The organism is Paraburkholderia sp. GAS42, from assembly GCF_050436565.1.
GTDB lineage: Bacteria > Pseudomonadota > Gammaproteobacteria > Burkholderiales > Burkholderiaceae > Paraburkholderia.
This window is the reverse complement of the sequence record NZ_JBNDML010000039.1, coordinates 1-18,462: the sequence shown is the minus strand read 5'-3', so window position 1 is coordinate 18,462 and position 18,462 is coordinate 1. Positions and strand designations below refer to the sequence as shown.

The 18,462-nt window shown below is 63.9% G+C and carries 12 protein-coding genes; 5 read left to right on the top strand and 7 right to left on the bottom strand.

Annotation, left to right across the window (positions count from 1 at the left end; all coding sequences use genetic code 11):
- Positions 1 to 39: 39 nt before the first annotated feature.
- The gene (locus tag P3T16_RS33275) at positions 40 to 798 is read left to right on the top strand and encodes a glycosyltransferase family 2 protein (RefSeq protein ID WP_429345439.1); all 759 of its coding nucleotides are present in this window, start codon (positions 40 to 42) and stop codon (positions 796 to 798) included.
- Between the two features lie 39 nt (positions 799 to 837).
- Here the strand turns inward: P3T16_RS33275 and dnaE are convergent, their stop codons facing one another.
- On the bottom strand, positions 838 to 4,419 hold the full coding sequence (dnaE, locus tag P3T16_RS33270) for a DNA polymerase III subunit alpha (protein WP_429345438.1): 3,582 nt from the start codon (positions 4,417 to 4,419) through the stop codon (positions 838 to 840).
- Positions 4,420 to 4,744: 325 nt separating this feature from the next.
- On the opposite strand from dnaE, the gene P3T16_RS33265 reads away from it, so the two are divergent.
- Together P3T16_RS33265 and gluQRS are read left to right on the top strand one after the other, a co-directional pair.
- Complete coding sequence (locus tag P3T16_RS33265; RefSeq protein WP_429345437.1) at positions 4,745 to 5,608, top strand: sulfurtransferase; 864 nt, start codon at positions 4,745 to 4,747, stop codon at positions 5,606 to 5,608.
- Positions 5,609 to 5,616: 8 nt separating this feature from the next.
- On the top strand, positions 5,617 to 6,573 hold the full coding sequence (gene gluQRS / locus P3T16_RS33260) for a tRNA glutamyl-Q(34) synthetase GluQRS (RefSeq protein ID WP_429345448.1): 957 nt from the start codon (positions 5,617 to 5,619) through the stop codon (positions 6,571 to 6,573).
- Between the two features lie 117 nt (positions 6,574 to 6,690).
- On the opposite strand, the gene P3T16_RS33255 is transcribed toward gluQRS, so the two are convergent.
- The 6 genes from P3T16_RS33255 to purT all read right to left on the bottom strand — a co-directional run bounded on the left by P3T16_RS33255 (position 6,691) and on the right by purT (position 13,882).
- A complete protein-coding gene (locus P3T16_RS33255; RefSeq protein WP_429257935.1) occupies positions 6,691 to 8,145 on the bottom strand; it encodes a DEAD/DEAH box helicase in 1,455 nt (484 codons plus the stop codon).
- A 376-nt stretch (positions 8,146 to 8,521) separates the two neighbouring features.
- Positions 8,522 to 9,958 (bottom strand): aldehyde dehydrogenase family protein, encoded by a 1,437-nt coding sequence (locus P3T16_RS33250; protein ID WP_429345436.1) that lies wholly within the window; start codon positions 9,956 to 9,958, stop codon positions 8,522 to 8,524.
- Positions 9,959 to 10,004: 46 nt separating this feature from the next.
- Positions 10,005 to 11,657, bottom strand: coding sequence for an acetolactate synthase large subunit (locus tag P3T16_RS33245; protein WP_429345435.1), 1,653 nt, complete (start codon positions 11,655 to 11,657; stop codon positions 10,005 to 10,007).
- A gap of 250 nt (positions 11,658 to 11,907) precedes the next feature.
- On the bottom strand, positions 11,908 to 12,276 hold the full coding sequence (locus P3T16_RS33240; protein ID WP_429257932.1) for an MliC family protein: 369 nt from the start codon (positions 12,274 to 12,276) through the stop codon (positions 11,908 to 11,910).
- Between the two features lie 46 nt (positions 12,277 to 12,322).
- Positions 12,323 to 12,508, bottom strand: a complete 186-nt coding sequence (locus P3T16_RS33235; protein WP_429345447.1) for a DUF6726 family protein — start codon at positions 12,506 to 12,508, stop codon at positions 12,323 to 12,325.
- A gap of 159 nt (positions 12,509 to 12,667) precedes the next feature.
- Positions 12,668 to 13,882, bottom strand: coding sequence for a formate-dependent phosphoribosylglycinamide formyltransferase (gene purT / locus P3T16_RS33230; RefSeq protein WP_429345434.1), 1,215 nt, complete (start codon positions 13,880 to 13,882; stop codon positions 12,668 to 12,670).
- A 120-nt stretch (positions 13,883 to 14,002) separates the two neighbouring features.
- On the opposite strand from purT, the gene P3T16_RS33225 reads away from it, so the two are divergent.
- Together P3T16_RS33225 and P3T16_RS33220 are read left to right on the top strand one after the other, a co-directional pair.
- Positions 14,003 to 14,521: an META domain-containing protein gene (locus P3T16_RS33225; protein ID WP_429345433.1), complete on the top strand. Its 519-nt coding sequence runs from the start codon at positions 14,003 to 14,005 to the stop codon at positions 14,519 to 14,521.
- Positions 14,522 to 14,779: 258 nt separating this feature from the next.
- Positions 14,780 to 18,316, top strand: coding sequence for a DNA translocase FtsK (locus P3T16_RS33220; RefSeq protein ID WP_429345432.1), 3,537 nt, complete (start codon positions 14,780 to 14,782; stop codon positions 18,314 to 18,316).
- Positions 18,317 to 18,462: the final 146 nt, after the last annotated feature.

The following is an 18,462-nucleotide window of genomic DNA, read 5'->3' as shown; positions in this document are numbered from 1 at the left end:
ATCCGCCGCCATTCACACGCAACTTCAACGCATCCAGGCATGAAAGAAACCACGCTCGGCGTCGCGATCATCACAAAAAACGCGGCGAGCCGGCTCGCCGAATGTCTAGAGGCCGTCGCATTTGCCCACGAGATCGTGGTCGTCGACAGCGGCAGCACCGATGACACTGTCGACATCGCCCGCGCGCACGGCGCCCGCGTCCTGCAACACACCGACTGGATAGGTTTCGGTCCGCAGAAAAACCGCGCGCTGGATGCGCTCGCCACCACCTGGGTGCTGTCGCTCGACGCCGATGAAATCGTGTCGCCCGAACTGGCCGCGTCTATTCGTGCGACGATCCAGACGCCTGTCGTCAATGTGTATGCCGTGGACCGGCTATCGAGCTTCTGCGGCCACTGGATCCGTCACAGCGGCTGGTATCCCGACTGGATCCCACGTCTTTTCAGGCGCGGTTCCGCGCGGTTCTCCGACGATCTGGTGCACGAGCGCCTTGTGTTCGACGGACCGTCGCAGCGACTGGGCGGCAAGCTCATGCACTACTCGTATGAGGACTTCGACGCCGTGCTTCGCAAGCTTGACGCCTACTCGAGTGCCGGCGCGCAGCAGCGTCACGTCACCGGGCAGGGCGGCAGTTTCGGCCAGGCAGTCGCGCGCGGCGCCTGGGCTTTCGTGCGTACTTACGTACTGCGGCGAGGTTTTCTAGACGGCCGCGCCGGTTTCATGATTGCTGTGTTCAATGCGGAGACTGTGTACTACCGGTTTCTCAAGCTGGCACGCCTGCGAGCGCCGCGGCAATAGGCAGTCATCCCGCCGCTGCCCGCTTCTGCCTTACCCAGCTCAATAAACAATCTCAATCGAACTGCCCGCGAACTCGCCGCGCAACGCCGCGATCAGTTCGTCGGTCGGCTTGACGCGCCACGCGTCGCCCAGACGCACCTCGCCTTCCGCATGCTCGCTGCGATAGACGACCTGCACCGCGAGTCCGTTGGGAATGTGAACGGGCGCCCGCTGCCGGTCGCCACCGCCATAGCCACCGCCGCCGCCGCCATTGCCGCCGCGCCCACCGCCGCCACGTGCGGCCACCGGAGCCGGTGCGGCCTTCGCTGCTTCCTCCGGCCCCGCGCAATGGGCTTCCAGCACGCGACGCAGCGCGATCGCATCTGCATTCCCGTTCATCTCGACTTTCACGGCCTGCGCATAGCGGCTGCGTGCACGCTCGAGATCCATCACGGTATCGACGGTGAAGCGGATGCCGCCCGTGAATGCATCGTTACGTGCCTGGCCCTGCACCACCAGCAGTTCGTCTTCCTTGAAGAGCTGCTTGTGCGCCTCGAATGTCTCGTTGAATACCGTGACTTCGCACTGGCCCGTGCCGTCGTCGAGCAACGCGATCAGCATCTTGCCGCGCTGGGTCATCTGCGTGCGCAACGATGCGATGACGCCGGCGACCAGCTTGTCGCGCCCTTCCTTCAGTTCGCCGATCTTCTGGCGCACAAACCGGCGCACTTCGCCCTTGTACGCATCGAACAGATGGCCGGACAGGTAGAAGCCAAGCGCGGCCTTCTCTTCCTGCAGCTTCTTCTTTTCCGCCCACGCGAGTTCGTCGACAAGCTCATGCCCTTGCGACGGTTCGTCGCCCATGTCGAAGAGACCCGCCTGCATCGCGTTGGCGCTTGCCTGATCGGCAGCCTCCATCGCGAGCGATACCGACGCGATCAACTGGGCGCGGTTGTCATGCAGCAGATCGAACGCGCCCGCGCGGATCAATGCTTCGACCGTACGACGGTTCACCACGCGACGGTCGATCCGGTTACAGAAATCGAAGATGTCGATGAATGGGCCGTCTTCACGCGCACGAAGGATTTCTTCGATCGCGTTCTGGCCGCTACCCTTGATCGCGCCAAGGCCATAGCGGATCGTGTTCGAGCGCTTGCCATCCGCTTCCGCGACCGGCTCGAAGCGATATGCCGACTGGTTGATGTCCGGCGGCAGCACCTTCATGCCGTTCGAAATGCAGTCTTCGAACAGGATCTTGACCTTGTCGGTGTCGTCCATGGCAAGCGACATATTCGCTGCCATGAATTCGGCCGGATGGTGCGCTTTCAGCCACGCCGTGTAGTACGCGAGCAGCGCGTATGCGGCCGCGTGCGACTTGTTGAAGCCGTAGCCCGCGAACTTCTCCATCAAGTCGAAGATTTCGTCGGCCTTTTCGCCGGTCAGGCCATTCTTCGCCGCGCCCTCGCGGAACAGCGCGCGGTGCTCGGCCATTTCCTCGGCCTTCTTCTTGCCCATCGCGCGACGCAGCAAGTCAGCGCCACCCAGCGAGTAGCCGCCGATGATCTGCGCCATCTGCATCACCTGCTCCTGGTAGACCATGATGCCGTAGGTCTCTTTCAGAACAGGTTCGACACGCGGATCCGGATACTCCACGACTTCGCGGCCGTGCTTACGGGCGCAGAAGCTCGGGATCAGATCCATCGGGCCCGGACGATACAGCGCCACGAGCGCAATGATGTCCTCGAACCGGTCAGGCTGCGCGTCCTTCAGCATGCCCTGCATGCCGCGGCTTTCCAGCTGGAACACAGCGACCGTATTCGCTTTCTTCAGGATCGAGAAGGACGCGGGGTCGTCGAGCGGTACCTGCGCGAGCGACCAGTCCTGCTTCGACGGATCGAGCCGGCGGATGTAGCGCTCGGCCCAGTCGAGGATCGTCAGCGTGGTGAGACCCAGAAAGTCGAACTTCACGAGGCCGACGGCTTCGACGTCGTCCTTGTCGTACTGGCTCACGACGCCACTGTCGTCGCCCTGCGTGTACAGCGGGCAGAAATCGGTCAGCTTGCCGGGCGCGATCAGCACGCCGCCCGCGTGCATACCGACGTTACGCGTAAGGCCCTCCACCCGTTGCGCGAGTTCGAGCAACTGGTGTACTTCGTCTTCGTTGTCGAAGCGCTCCTGCAGGAGCGGTTCTTCCTTCATCGCGTCGGCAATCGTGACGTGCTTGCCTGGCTTGAACGGAATCAGCTTCGCGATGCCATCCGTGAACATGTAGCCCAGATCGAGCACGCGGCCGATATCCCGCACCGCCGCCTTCGCCGCCATCGTACCGAAGGTCGCGATCTGCGAGACGGCGTCTGCGCCGTACTTCTGCTTCACATACTGGATGACGCGGTCGCGCCCTTCCTGACAGAAGTCGATATCGAAGTCGGGCATCGATACCCGCTCCGGATTCAGGAAACGTTCGAACAACAGGTTGTAGCGCAGCGGGTCGAGGTCGGTCACGCCGAGCGCGTACGCGACGAGCGAGCCCGCGCCTGAGCCCCGGCCTGGGCCAACCGGCACGCCGTTGTTCTTCGCCCAGTTGATGAAGTCCGCAACGATCAGGAAGTAGCCTGGAAAGCCCATCTTGATGATCGTGCCGCATTCGAATTCGAGGCGCTGGAAGTATGTTTCGCGCTGCGCTTCGCGCTCGACGATGTTGGGATACAGCTGCTCAAGCCGCTTCTCGAGGCCTTCCTTCGACAGCTGGATCAGATAGTCGTCGAGCGACATCCCGTCGGGCGTCGGGAATAACGGCAGCTTCGGCTTGCCGAGTTCGAGCGTGAGGTTGCAGCGTTTCGCGATCTCGACCGTATTCGCGAGCGCCGATGGAATGTCCGCGAACAGCGCGGCCATCTCGTCCTGCGTGTGGAAATACTGGTCGGTCGTGAAGCGTTTCTGACGACGCGGATTGGCGAGCATGTCGCCTTCCGAAATACACACACGCGCCTCGTGCGCGGTGAAGTCGTCCGGCGTCATGAACTGCATCGGGTGCGTGGCGACCACCGGCAGTTTCAGCGCGGCCGCGATGGCCACGGCCTGCTGCACGTATGCCTCGCCGCCCGGCTGGCCGCAGCGCTGCAACTCGATATAGAAGCCATCCGGAAACAGCTTCGCCCAGCGTTGCGCATTGCGCTTTGCCGCCTCCTCGTTGCCCGCGGCGAGCGCCAGGCCGATATCGCCCTGCTGCGCTCCCGAGAGCGCCAGCAGACCTTCGCCGAGACCCGTTTCCAGCCAGCTGACCTCGACCTCGGCGCGACCTCGATACTGGTTCGTCAACGACGCCCTGGAAAGCAGTTCGCACAGGTTCAGATAGCCGCGCCGGTTCTTGACCAGCAGCAGGAGCCGCGAAGGCTTGTCGCGATCGTCTGGATTCGTGATCCAGACGTCGCAGCCGGCGATGGGTTTGACCCCTTTGCCGCGGGCTTCCTTGTAGAAACGGACGAGACCGAACGCGTTGCCGAGGTCGGTGAGCGCGAGCGCGCCCTGACCGTCTTTGGCAGCGGCCTTGACGACGTCGTCAAGGCGCACGATGCCATCGGCAATCGAGAATTCGGAGTGGACGCGGAGATGAACGAAGCGGGGATCTGACATGGGCCACATTGTAACTCCACCCTCCCGAACATTTGAGCCGAAAACCGGCGCGTTAGCCGTTCGGCCAGGGGCGAATGTGGCGAATCCCCGCGACGTGGGTCACAGCGGGCCTCGCTGGGCGCGCAGTTCCCGACACCGCCCAACGCCGGTACGGCACCTTGCTTTCGATCATTAGCCGTTCGGCCGGGTTGCCGGCGAAATGGCGGGATGAGGGATAATACGGGTTCAAGTCTTCCTGCCGTGGCCCCATCGCTTCGAATCGCGCTGCATCTTTCGTTATCTCGCCGCGAATGCGCGTTCAACGCAGTCGGCCACCCTTTACTGCTGGACCATCATGAGTATTGTTAATCTCGCTGCCTATCATTTCGCGACCCTCGACGACATCGTCGCGTGGCGGCCGCTCGTCACGGATCGATGCAACGCGCTCGGTCTGCGCGGCACGATCCTGCTCGCGCCGGAGGGCATTAATCTGTTTGTCGCCGGCACGCCGGAAGCCGCGCGCGATTTCATCGGCTACATTCGCCACGATCCGCTGTTCGAAGGCAAGTTCGCCGGTCTGCAGTTCAAGGAAAGCGTGTCGGAAAAGCAGCCGTTCCGCCGCATGCTCGTCAAGCTGAAGCGCGAAATCATCACGATGAAAAAGCCGGCCATCCGTCCTGAACTGGGCCGGGCGCCGTTCGTCGATGCCCCTACGTTGAAAGCCTGGCTCGACCGTGGCCATGACGACACGGGGCGCCCGGTTGTGATGCTGGATACGCGCAACGCGTTCGAAGTGGACGTGGGCACGTTCGACCACGCGCTCGATTACCGCATCTCGAAGTTCAGTGAATTTCCGGAGGTCATCGAACAGAATCGTGCGGATCTCGAAGGCAAGACGGTCGTGTCGTTCTGTACGGGTGGAATTCGTTGTGAGAAGGCGGCGATCCACATGAAGGAAGTCGGGATCGAGAACGTCTACCAGCTCGAAGGTGGCATCCTGAAGTACTTCGAGGAAGTCGGTGGCGCGCACTACCACGGTGAGTGCTTCGTGTTTGATTACCGTACTGCACTCAATCCGCAACTCGAACCGACGGCAACGGCGCAGTGTTTCGGTTGCCGCGCGGTAGTCAGCCCGGAGGCGCAGAAGTCGCCGCTGTACACGCCGGGCAAAACCTGCCCCGAATGTCATCCGGAAAAGAATGGCGCTCGGGCGGCGTGATTGCGGGTATGGCGGCGTCTAACGTCCTGACGGCAGACACGGGCGCGCCGCACGCCGCCGCGAAGCCTTACCGCGGGCGCTTCGCGCCCTCGCCTACTGGCCCGCTGCACTTCGGCTCGCTCGTGAGCGCGCTCGCCAGCTGGCTGGACGCTCGCGCGCATGGTGGCGCGTGGCTCATACGGATTGACGACGTCGACGCACCACGCACGGTGCCCGGCGCCGCGGAAAACATCCTCGCGGCGCTCGCGCGCTTCGGCATGCACGCCGATGAACCACCTGTCTGGCAGAGCCAGCGCGCCGAACGTTACCAGCAGGCATTCGAGCAACTCGAGCGTGATGGATTCATCTACCCGTGCGGCTGCACCCGCAAGGAAATCGCGGATTCATTGCTTCACGAGCACGCGCGACACACGACGCTCGCCTATCCCGGCACGTGCCGCGACGGCCTGCACGGCAAGCCCGCTCGTGCATGGCGGCTGCGGGTGCCGGACGGCAACGCAGCCGTCGTTAGCTTTGACGATCGCTGGCAAGGTCTGCAGACACAGAATCTGGCGACGGAGGTCGGCGATTTTGTGTTGAAGCGGGCGGACGGCCAGTGGGCTTATCAGCTGGCGGTGGTCGTCGACGATGCGGACGTGGGCATCACCCACGTGGTTCGCGGCGCGGACCTGCTCGATTCGACCGCGCGGCAGATTTACCTGCAGCAATGTCTGGGCGTGTCGACGCCCTCGTATCTGCACGTCCCGGTCGTCACGAATGAAACCGGCGAGAAGCTGAGCAAGCAGACCGGCGCGACCGCACTGGACGTGGACAGTCCACTGGTTGCGCTATACGCGGCCGCGGAACATCTGGGGCTGGGCGAATCAGGCGCGACGTCGAGCACATCGCTAGAAGCGTTCTACGCGAGCGCAACGAAGGCATGGTCCGGGCGCATTGCGCAACCCGAAACGCGCGAACACTCCTGAACGCGCGATATCGCCAGACCAACAGCATCGGGTAAGCCCGCCTCGGGCACGGCTTGCTCGATTGAAGAAAACCGCCGAACAAAGCCGCTGAAGAAAACCACGCGATATCGCGAAAACTCAGGAAGACGTCGTCTTACGCGGCATGCCCAGGCCACCCAGCAACGCAGCCAGCGGCTGCCTCGAAACGGGCTTTTGCGGCGCAGCCGGTGTGTCTTCCGGCTTCTTCGTGGAAGGCGACGGCTCGTAGGGCTTGAGGAAGAAATCGTCGACGGGCGGTGCCGCGTGGCGATGATGATGCGGACGGTCGAACGATGTCGGGCCGCCCGTCGTACGGCGACGCGCGGGCCGCTCGTCGCGTTCGCGTCGGCCGCCGCGTTCTTCGTGATGGTGCCGCACGGGTATATCCACCGTCAGATGCTGCACGTCGAGCGGACGCTTGATCAGCTTCTCGATGTCGGCCAGCTGCTTGCGCTCGTTCGGGCTGCATAGCGACAGCGCGTCGCCCGACGCACCCGCGCGGCCTGTGCGGCCGATACGGTGCACGTAATCTTCCGGGTTCCACGGCAGGTCGAAGTTGATCACGGCCGGCAATTCGGCGATGTCGAGACCGCGCGCCGCCACATCGGTTGCGACCAGGGCTTCGATTTCGCCACGCTTGAACGCGTCGAGCGCCTGCATCCGCTCATTTTGCGTGCGGTCGCCGTGAATGGCGGTCGCCACCACGCCGTCGCGTTCGAGCGAACGCGCGAGGCGGCTCGCACCGATCTTGCTGTTGCAGAACACGATCACCTGTTTCAGGCTGCGATCGCGAATCAGTTTCACGACCGCGCCGGTCTTGTCGCCTTCCGGAACTTCAAACACGATCTGCGTCACATTCGTCGCAGTCGAATTGCTGCGCGCGACTTCGATCGTCTGCGGATTGCGCAGATATGTCGCGGCGAGTTTCTTGATTTCGCCGGAGAACGTGGCCGAGAACAGCAGCGTCTGACGCTCTTTTGGCAGCAGGTTCAGGATACGCTGCAGGTCCGGCAGGAAGCCCATGTCGAGCATCCGGTCGGCTTCGTCGAGCACCAGAATCTGGACCTGGCCGAGATTGGCCGTCTTTTGCTGGACGTGGTCGAGCAGGCGTCCAGGCGTTGCGATCAGGATTTCCACGCCGCGCCGCAATTCGGCCGACTGCGGATTCATGTCGACACCGCCGAACACCACGGCGCTCCGCAGCGACGTGTGCTTCGCGTACGACTGCACGTTCGCGGCGACCTGGTCGGCGAGTTCGCGCGTCGGCGTGAGGATCAGTGCCCGCACCGGATGGCGGGCGGGCGAGGCGCTCGTGCTGGCCTGCGGCAACAGCCGCTGGATGATCGGCAGCGAGAAGCTCGCGGTCTTGCCGGTCCCCGTCTGCGCGGCGCCCATGACGTCGCGGCCCGCGAGTACAACGGGAATGGCTTGTGCCTGGATCGGCGTCGGCGTCGTGTAGCCCGAGTCCGTGACGGCCTTCAGAATGTCGGCGTGAAGGCCGAACTGGTCGAAGGTCGGTGTTTCGGTGCTGGGCGTGACGGCTGTGTCGGACATGGTGGCTTTCGCTAAAAATGCGCCTGCGCGGTAAGCGTGGCAGCGGGCAAGGCCGCGGAGGGCATCAGGATGAAGGCGGAGCCACGGCATGCCGCACGGGACCCGAATGAACTTGGGGAAAGAATGCGGCCGGCTCCGGCCGGCGGAAACATCCGCCGGAAAGGGCGGTATTGTAGCACTTCAGCAAAAACACTCATGGCGCACCCGCCGGCTTTCTGCTCTGCGCCGCGCAACAGGCGCCGCATTGCTCTCGATCAGCGCCGGGGACAGATCCCGGCGCACCGAGCGTACTGCGGTCAGGCGACAGTTGCGTGACGACGGCCTTTTTCGCCGAAGCACGGGCAATCACTCATAAAACGCCAGAAAAATTGCCCACTCACCACGTCTCTCGCATCACCATCAGGCGGATTTCGGTCATGTCTTCGATCGCGTAGCGAACGCCTTCGCGTCCGAGACCTGAATCCTTGACACCGCCGTACGGCATGTTGTCGACGCGGAACGACGGCACGTCGTTGATCACGACGCCGCCCACGTCGAGCTGATCCCACGCCTGATGTGCATGCGCGAGCGAATCGGTGAATACGCCGGCCTGCAGGCCGAAATCGCTGTCGTTGACGGTCGCGAGCGCGTCGTCGAACTTCTCGAAGCGCTCCAGAATCGCCACCGGCCCAAACGCTTCCTTGCGGTACAGGTCCTGGTCGCGATGCACGTTTTCAAGCAGCGTCGCTTCGAACATTGCGCCGTCGACCTTCCCGCCCGCGACGATTTTCGCGCCCGCCAGCACCGCCGTTTCCATCCAGCCGGCAAGCCGGTTCGATTCCGACTCCGAGATCATCGGTCCGACGAAGGTCTTTTCGTCCTTCGGATCGCCCATTTTTAGAGACTTCGTTTTCGCGATCAGTTTCTCGCGCAGAGCGTCGTAGATGCTGGTGTGAATCAGGATGCGCTGCACGCCGATGCAGCTCTGCCCCGACTGATAGAACGCGCCGAACGCCAGCCGGTCGACCACGTAATCAAGCTTGTCGCGCTGGTCGCCATCGACGATCGCCGCCGCGTTGCCGCCCAGTTCCAGAATCACCTTCTTCTTGCCGGCCTTCTTCTTCAGATCCCAGCCGACCGCCGGTGAGCCGGTGAACGACAACAGCTTGAAACGCTCATCGGTGGTGAACAGATCGGCGCCGTCGCGATGAGCTGGCAGGATCGAGAACGCGCCCTTCGGCAGATCCGTTTCCGCGAGAATTTCGCCGATGATCAGCGCGCCGACCGGCGTGCGGCTCGCCGGCTTCAAGACGAACGGCACACCCGCGGCGAGCCCCGGCGCGACCTTGTGCGCGGCCAGATTCAGCGGGAAATTGAACGGCGAGATGAACGAGCATGGACCGATCGGCACGCGCTTCGTGTACCCGTGGTAGCCCTTCGCACGCGGCGAAATCTCAAGATTGACGATCTCGCCATCGATGCGCACCGATTCTTCCGCCGCCACCTTGAAGGTATCGATCAGACGCGTGGCCTCGCCACGCGAATCGTTGATCGGCTTGCCGGCTTCGATACAGAGCGCCATCGCCAGTTCGTCGTAGCGTTCGCGAAAGCGCGCCACGCAATGTTCGAGCACGGCCTGGCGCTTGAACGGCGGAAAATCGCGCATCGCGGGCATCACATCGACGGCCGCGCCGATCGCCTTATCGATAGCTTTTGCATCGGCAAGCGCGACGCGCGTCGCGACTTCGCCGCTGAATTTATCGGTGACTTCGAGATCGGTGTTCGCTGCGACCGGTTCGTTCGCGAGGTAGTACGGGTAAGACTTCTTCAGCATGGCGCGTTCTCCTTTAAACGATGCAGCGTGCAATGCACGCGCAGTTTCAAAGCTGTGCACTCAACCGTTTGATCTCGCGGTTCAGCACGCGTTCGTTATCCGAGTAGTCGATCGGCAGATCGATCACGTGCACGCCCGGCGTCGCGAAGCATTCGCGCAGCAGCGGCGCGAACTCGGACGCCGCTTCGATTCGATGGCCTTGCGCGCCGTAGCTTTTCGCGTAGTCGACGAAATCCGGGTTGCGCAGCGTCATCCCGTAATCGGGGAAGTTCATGTTCTCCTGCTTCCAGCGGATCATGCCGAATGCGTCGTCGCGCAGGATCAGAACCACGAGGTCAAGCTTGAGCCGCACCGCCGTTTCGAGTTCCTGCGAGTTCATCATGAAGCCGCCGTCGCCGCACACGGCCATCACCTTGCGGTCCGGATGCACGATCTTCGTCGCGATCGCCGACGGCAACCCCGCGCCCATCGAAGCGAGCGCGTTGTCGAGCAGCAGCGAGTTCGGCTCGTGCGCGCGGTAGTAGCGCGCGAACCAGATCTTGTACATGCCGTTGTCGAGACACACGATGCCGTCAACGGGTGTCGTCTCGTACACGTCGTTGACGATACGCACCGGATACATCGGAAAGCGGTCGTCGTGCTGCCCTTTCACGAGATGCGCCTCGAAGTGCTCCTTGATCTCCTTGAAACGCGTGAAGTCCCAATGCTCCTGGCGCTCCTTCAGGCTCTCCTTCAGCTGCCACACGGCATTCGCGATATCGCCGACCACTTCGATCTGCGGGAAATACACCGTATCGACTTCGGCCCCGAGGAAGTTCACGTGGATCACGGTCTTCTCTCCCGCCTCGCCGCTACGCATGAAGAACGGCGGCTTCTCGATCACGTCGTGGCCGACGTTGATGATGCAGTCGGCATGGTCGATCGCACGATGAACGAAGTCGCCGTCCGACAGGGTCGCGTTGCCGAGCCACATCGGATGCGATTCGTCGATCACGCCCTTGCCCATCTGCGTCGTAAAAAACGGAATGCCGGTCTGGTCGACGAATTCGCGCAGCATGCGCGTCGTCGTCTTGCGGTTGCCGCCGGCGCCGATCATCAGCAACGGGTGCTTCGCCTTCATGATCGCCTCGACGGCGTGCGCCACGGCCTTCTCTTCAGCCACCGGACGACGGCTGTAGCTTTTCGGAATCGGCTTGCCGTCGCCCTCTTCGTGCGCGACATCTTCCGGCAGTTCGAGATGCGTCGCACCCGGCCGCTCTTCTTCGGCCTGCCGGAAGGCCTCGCGCACCGACGCCGGAATGTTTGCGATCGACACGATCTGCCGCGTGTACTTCGTGAGCGGTTCCATCATCCGCACAACGTCGACGATCTGGAAGTGCCCCTGCTTGCTCGACTTGATCGGCTTTTGCCCTGTGACCATCAGCATCGGCATCCCGCCGAGCTGCGCGTAGGCGGCAGCGGTCACGAAGTTGGTCGCACCGGGACCGAGCGTTGCGAGGCACACACCCGTGCGGCCCGTCAGACGTCCGTAAGTAGCCGCCATAAAGCCGGCGGCCTGCTCATGGCGCGTCAGGATCAGACGGATTTTCGAACGGCGCAGCGATTCGAGGAGATCGAGATTTTCTTCACCGGGGATGCCGAACACATACTCGACACCTTCAGCTTCCAGTGACTTGACGAACAGATCTGAAGCTTTCATTAGAGTCTCGCTTGACGAACGGGCGCGGGCACGGCCTGCGCGATGTGATCCGGAACGGACAGGCTAGGGCGAAGACGATGACGTGCGCGCCGCGCGGGCCAGCGGAACGGTCGGACGCACGAGTCAGACAGCTTACTACTGGAAGGCGAAAGATGCGCGCGAGCGGGCGGCGCGGCGCAGACAGGAGGAAAAACGGCGACATGCGTCGGCACGCCGCCGCATCACGTGAACAGCCGGAAAAACGCGCGGACTAGCGAATGATGGTCACACAGTCGGACAGGACCGGCGGCGCGTCCTCGCCGTTCATGGCGTCGTAGAGATCAGCACGCGGACCCTTGGTCCACCACGTATAGCTGCCCGCCTGATACTTCACACCCGAGGCGGACAGTGTATTGACGAACAGCAGTTGCTGCCCCTTGACGGGCACAAGCGCGAAGCTTTGTCCATTCGCCGTATTCCAGTACGTCACCTGCAGGACCCTGCCGGTCGCGCAGGTGTATTTGCTCGTATGACGGTCCTTCGGCTGGATTTCCGCGAGCCGAAACGATTCGGCCGACGCCGCGTGACAGAACACAACCGCGCCCAGCACAGCCGATGCAACCCCGAATCCCGTTTTCATCGAATTCCCCAGATCAAACTGCGAGAGACGACGGCGCGTCATCAGATCAGGGATCGATCACATCGGCGCAGGCGTCGGTCGGCGCGGCCGCCACGTGGCCAACCACCGGCACGATCTTCAACCCCGCCGAAGCGATCCGGCACGGTGCCGCGGCGAGACCGCAGCCGGTAAGTCCCGCGCACAGCGCCATCAGCACGCTCCAGCGAACGAGATTGTTGCGCCGTCGCTGCATCCGAAAACGCATGACCGTGTTCGTGACAGCGCCCGTTCGACACGCCATCTGGGCTTCAGCCTGCGCGGCATGCTCATCGGTCGCGGGCTTCATATTGGCACCTCCAGATTCACCTGCCAGCGCGAACATTCGACCCGAACGTCCGCGCCGTTCACCCGTCTATTTCGTCGACACCGGCCGCACAGCCGCGGCGGCCTGTTTCGCGCGCGTACGCGCTTCGTCGGTGGTCGCGCCGGTGGCAAGCGCCACGCCCATGCGGCGCTTCGTGAAGCTCTCCGGCTTGCCGAAGAGCCGCAGATCCGCGTTCGGCACGGCCAGCGCCTGAGCGGCGCCTTCGAATGCGATGCCCGTTTCCTCAAGCCCGCCATAAATGACCGCCGACGCACCCGGCTCCCGCAGCGACGTATCCACCGGCAGACCGAGAATCGCGCGCGCGTGCAACTCGAACTCCGAAAAGCGTTGCGAGCACAGCGTAACGAGCCCCGTGTCATGCGGACGCGGACTCACCTCCGAAAACCATACGTCGTCGCCAGCCACAAAAAGTTCCACGCCGAAGAGGCCACGACCGCCGAGCGCCGCCGTCACCTGATGCGCGATCTCGCGCGAACGCTGCAGTGCGACCGGGCTCATCGGCTGCGGCTGCCACGATTCGACGTAGTCGCCCGCGACCTGCACGTGACCGATCGGATCGCAGAAGTACGTGCTGTTTTCGCCCGTCGCCGGATCGATTGCGCGCACGGTCAGTTGCGTGATCTCGTAGTCGAAGTTGATAAAGCCTTCGACGATCACGCGCCCGCCCTTCACACGCCCGCCCGCCTGCGCATATTGCCAGGCCGGTTCGACATCCGCGTCGCTCTTCAACACCGACTGCCCTTTGCCCGACGACGACATCACCGGCTTCACGACGCACGGATAACCCACCTTCGCGATGCCGGCCTTCAGTTCATCCAGCGAATCGGCGAATGCGTAAGGCGAGGTGGCGAGACCGAGTTCTTCGGCTGCGAGACGGCGGATGCCTTCGCGGTTCATGGTCAGCTGGGTCGCGCGCGCGGTCGGGATCACGACGGCGAGACCGTCGGCTTCGATCGTGGCGAGGGCATCGGTGGCGATGGCCTCGATTTCCGGCACGATCAGATGCGGCTTTTCCTGCTCGACGAGCGCGCGCAACGCGGCGCTGTCGGTCATGTCGATCACGTGCGCGCGGTGCGCAACCTGATGGCCGGGCGCATCGGCATAACGGTCGACGGCGATCACTTCGACGCCAAGGCGCTGCAGCGCGATGATGACTTCCTTGCCCAGTTCGCCTGCGCCGAGCAGCATGACGCGCGTTGCGGATGTCGACAGCGGCGTGCCGATCCGTTGACCGATCTGCATGAGATCTCCAGAGAGGAATCTGTGAAAAAAAGAGGGTACGCGATGTTAACATGCGCTCGCGCGCGGCCTGCCGAGTGCGATACCCTTACGCCTTCGCCAGTTTTGAAGAGGAACGACGCCATGGCCCTCCGGTCTTTCACGCGACATGTTGCGCATTACGTCGCCCCGCTGAGCCTCGCGTGCCTGTTGACCGCCTGCTCGCTCCCAGTGCACACCGACGCCTCCGCCGAAGCACCCGACCCGTTCAATCCGGCCGCAACCCAACTGCTCGACGACACGACCTGGGAACTGACCAGCTGGAAGCAGGCGGACGGCGCGATGCGCAATGTGCCACACGGCGACAACGGCGAACCGGTCACGCTGGCGCTTTCGACAGCCACCGGCCAGCGGCGGGCGAGCGGCTTTTCCGGCTGCAACCGCTATATGGGCACGTACGTGTTGAAGGACGGCAAGCTGTCGTTCGGGCCGCTGGCCGGTACGCGGATCGCGTGCATGACGCCGGGCGGCCAGATCGAAAGCGCGTACCTCGACGCGCTCGCACATATCGACCGTACCGGCGTGCAGATGCGCGCGCCGCAACAGCTACAGTTGATTCCCGAAAACGGCGAGACGCTGACTTTCACGCGACGCGAACAATGAGCGCTCGCATGACGGATGCCGCGTCGACGGCCAGCGCGGCGGCTGTCGGCGGCTGTCATGTGCGTCGGCCTGCTGCGCCGGCCGCACTTCTGCCCCTGCGCCCGCGCACCTGTCTTCGAGGCGTGCCGCTTCACCGGTTAAACTCGACGGATTGCGTTTTCGAGCGTCCGTCATTCGTTGATGTCTAGCATGCACACGGCAGTTTTCAGCTGGTTCGGCGGGTCGGCCGTCTGGCTTCTTCCCCTTTTGTGGCGTCTCGTGAAATCCGTTCTGCCCGGCGGCGCCGGGCTGCGCGGTCCGGGCACGATCCGCCTGTGGCTCGGCTTCGTCTGCGTGATGGTGACGAGTTGCACGCTCGAAGCCTCGCTGGTTCATATCGACGGCGTCAACGGTTTCGGACACGCGCTGGCGTCCGGGTTCGGGCATCTGCTCGGGCCAATCGGGACGCCGCTCGTGATGGCCGCGCTGCTGCTCGTGTGCGTGCCGTGGCTCGTGGGCTTTCGCTGGACCCAGGCTGCGGTGTGGGCCGATGGCGCATTTGGCCTCGGCCTGTCGCGTCCGTTCTCGAAGCGCGACGACGATACGCGTCCGCGCTCGCGGCGCGGTGGTGGTGCTGGCGCTGGTGATGCCCAGTCAACGCATATGGCGACGGCCACCCGTACGATGTCGCCGAAGTCCGAAGGCCGCTACGCGCGGCCGGTTGGCTGGCGACCGCCGGCGGTTGGGCGGGGGTCGGCGGCTGGCGGGGCTGCTTCGGGTGTTGCGGGTGTTACATCGACGTCGATGGGTGAAGCGCGCGCTTCCGGCTCACAAGCCGGCGCTGGCCGATTTCCGGGCACGCGCACCGACACGCGCGCAGCGGATGCTGCGCAGACTGGCGCTTCGGGCCGCACCGGTTCGATGATGCCGCCGCGGCAGACCACGCGCGCCACTTCGTGGACTCCTTCCGAGCCGGTGGCGCCCGCTGGCTGGCTGCACGATCAGCCGGCGACGACGCCCCTGAATGCGTCTGCAGCTGGCGCTGTGTCGGGCCGATCCGGTAACGATGCCTTGCAAGCTGGCCCGCACGCCGGCGCAGCGGCATTGGATGCGTCGAAGGCATTCAGCGCTACCCGCAACGTGCCGGGCACAGGTTCCAGTTCCATCACGGGTCAGGGTAGGGTTCCGGGTGCATCGTCAGCAACCAGTTCTGGCGCAGCGATTCGCGCCGGCGAATCGTCCAGCTCCGCATCGATGACCGGCTCGACACGCCCCGTCTCCGGATCCGTTGCGGCAACGTCGCGTCAGGAACACCCTGCGCCTGGCACGGCGCGCCCCCCCGCATATTCGCGCCCGTCGCCTGGCGCCCCGCGCGTCCAGCCGCCCGCCAGCGTGCAGGAGACGTTGCGCAGCATCGAGGAAAACGCCGCCCGCTGGACGACACTGGCCGGCGCCGGACTCGCGCGCGTCAGTGCGTCTGAAACTGCCGACGGCAATACGAGTTCGACTGCCGGGCCGTCCGCTGCGAATCGCGTGGAAGACATTCCGCCTGCAGTGACGCCGGTCGAAGCAATGGTCGAGACTCCGTCGGTAGCGGCAGTAACGCCCGTCGCTGCTGGGGCGCACGTCGAAATCACACCGACGCCTGCGTTGAGCGAAAACGTCACGCCGGTTCAAGTCCAGCCTGTGGCGGAACACGTTCAGATCGAGACGTCGGCTGGGATCGACACGACGTCCGCAGCACAATCCGCAACCACGGCCGTCGCTCACGCTGTTACCGAAGCTGCTGCCATTGCGCCGGCAACTACCGAAGCCGCCGCCGAAACATCCGTGACCGGCGCGTTCATCGCTCCGACGGAACCGCCCATCGTCGCGCCGTGGGAAACCGCGACCGGCGAACTCGACGATGTCGTCGATGACGTCGCCGCGTTGAGAACCGGCTCATCGACGGCGTCGCACCATCACGTTTTTGCACCGACGCATGGCAACGACGCGTCGTCGCGACCCGTTGCACCGTCGCTCCACGTAGTCAACGTACAGCCGGCTGAACAGGAAGCAGCGGCAGCCGAAGCGGCCGAAGCAGAAGCCGAAACAGGAGCACAGCCCGACCACTCCCCTGCCCCGTCGAACATCGTGCGTTTCCCTGGCGCGCCGCTGACCGGCGTCACGACAGGCGTCGAAAACGCGTCCAGCGAAAACGAAGAAGAAGCCGGCGACGAAACCAGCAGCGAAATCCGTACCGCCGCCGAAGCCCCGCCCGCGCCGACCGTCATCGCCCCGGCGCCGCCACGTGGCCACGCGCCGACCGGCTTCGAATTCCACGCACCGGCGGCATCGATGGTCGAACTGCCGTCGCTCGATCTGCTCGAACGCACCTCGTCCGACGTCGAACCGGTCTCCGAAGAAAGGCTCGCCGAAACCAGCCAGCTGATCGAGCAGCGTCTGCAGGAATTCAAGGTGCCGGTGACCGTGGTCGGCGCATCGGCCGGTCCTGTCATTACACGCTTCGAAGTCGAGCCCGCGCTCGGCGTGCGCGGCAGCCAGATCGTCGGGCTGATGAAGGATCTGTCGCGCGGCCTCGGACTCACGTCGATCCGCGTCGTCGAAACAATTCCCGGCAAGACCTGCATGGGTCTCGAACTGCCGAACGCGAAGCGCCAGATGATCCGCCTTTCGGAGATTCTCGAAGCGGGCGTCTACCAGAACTCGCGCTCGAACCTGACGCTCGCGATGGGCAAGGACATCACCGGCCACCCGGTGGTCGCCGATCTGGCCAAGGCGCCGCACATGCTCGTCGCGGGCACGACGGGTTCGGGCAAGTCGGTGGCGATCAACGCGATGATCGTCTCGCTGCTTTACAAGGCGACGCCCGAAGAAGTGCGCCTCATCATGATCGACCCGAAGATGCTGGAACTGTCTGTCTACGAAGGCATTCCCCATCTGCTCGCGCCGGTTGTCACCGACATGAAGCTGGCGGCGAACGCGCTCAACTGGTGTGTCGGCGAGATGGAGAAGCGCTACCGGCTGATGTCGGCCGTGGGCGTGCGCAATCTCGCCGGCTTCAACCAGAAAATTCGCGACGCCGAAGCCAGCGGCAAGAAGCTCGGCAATCCGTTCTCGTTGACGCCTGAAGCACCGGAGCCGCTCGCGCCGCTGCCACTGATCGTTGTCGTGATCGACGAGCTCGCCGACCTGATGATGGTCGCCGGCAAGAAGATCGAAGAACTGATCGCGCGCCTGGCGCAAAAGGCGCGCGCCGCCGGCATCCACCTGATTCTCGCGACGCAGCGTCCTTCGGTCGACGTCATCACCGGCCTCATCAAGGCGAACATTCCGACGCGCGTGGCGTTTCAGGTGTCGTCGAAGATCGACTCGCGCACGATCCTCGACCAGATGGGCGCGGAGTCGCTGCTCGGCCAGGGCGACATGCTGTTCCTGCCGCCAGGCACCGGCTACCCGCAGCGCGTGCACGGCGCATATGTCGAAGACGAGGAAGTGCACCGCATCGTCGAGTATCTGAAGCAGTTCGGCGAGCCGCAATACGAGGAAGGCATTCTCGATGGCCCGGCAACCGAAGGCGCGACGCAGGACCTGTTCGGCGAAGCACCGGATGCCGAAGCCGATCCGCTCTACGACGAAGCCGTGGCGTTCGTCGTGCGTACGCGGCGCGCATCGATCTCGTCGGTGCAGCGGCAGTTGCGCATCGGCTACAACCGCGCGGCACGTCTCGTTGAGCAGATGGAAACTGCGGGCCTGGTTTCCGCAATGGGCATCAACGGTAGCCGCGAAGTGCTCGCGCCTGGACCGGCCGAGTAGCGCATCGTGCGCGGAAACAACGACGCCTGAAAACGGAAACGGCGGCATCTCTGAACTGAACCCCGGAAGTTGGACGGTTCAAAGAGGCTAGATGCCCAAGGGCTGGGTTCTGTATTGCACAGGACTCAGCCCTTTTAACTTCAGCC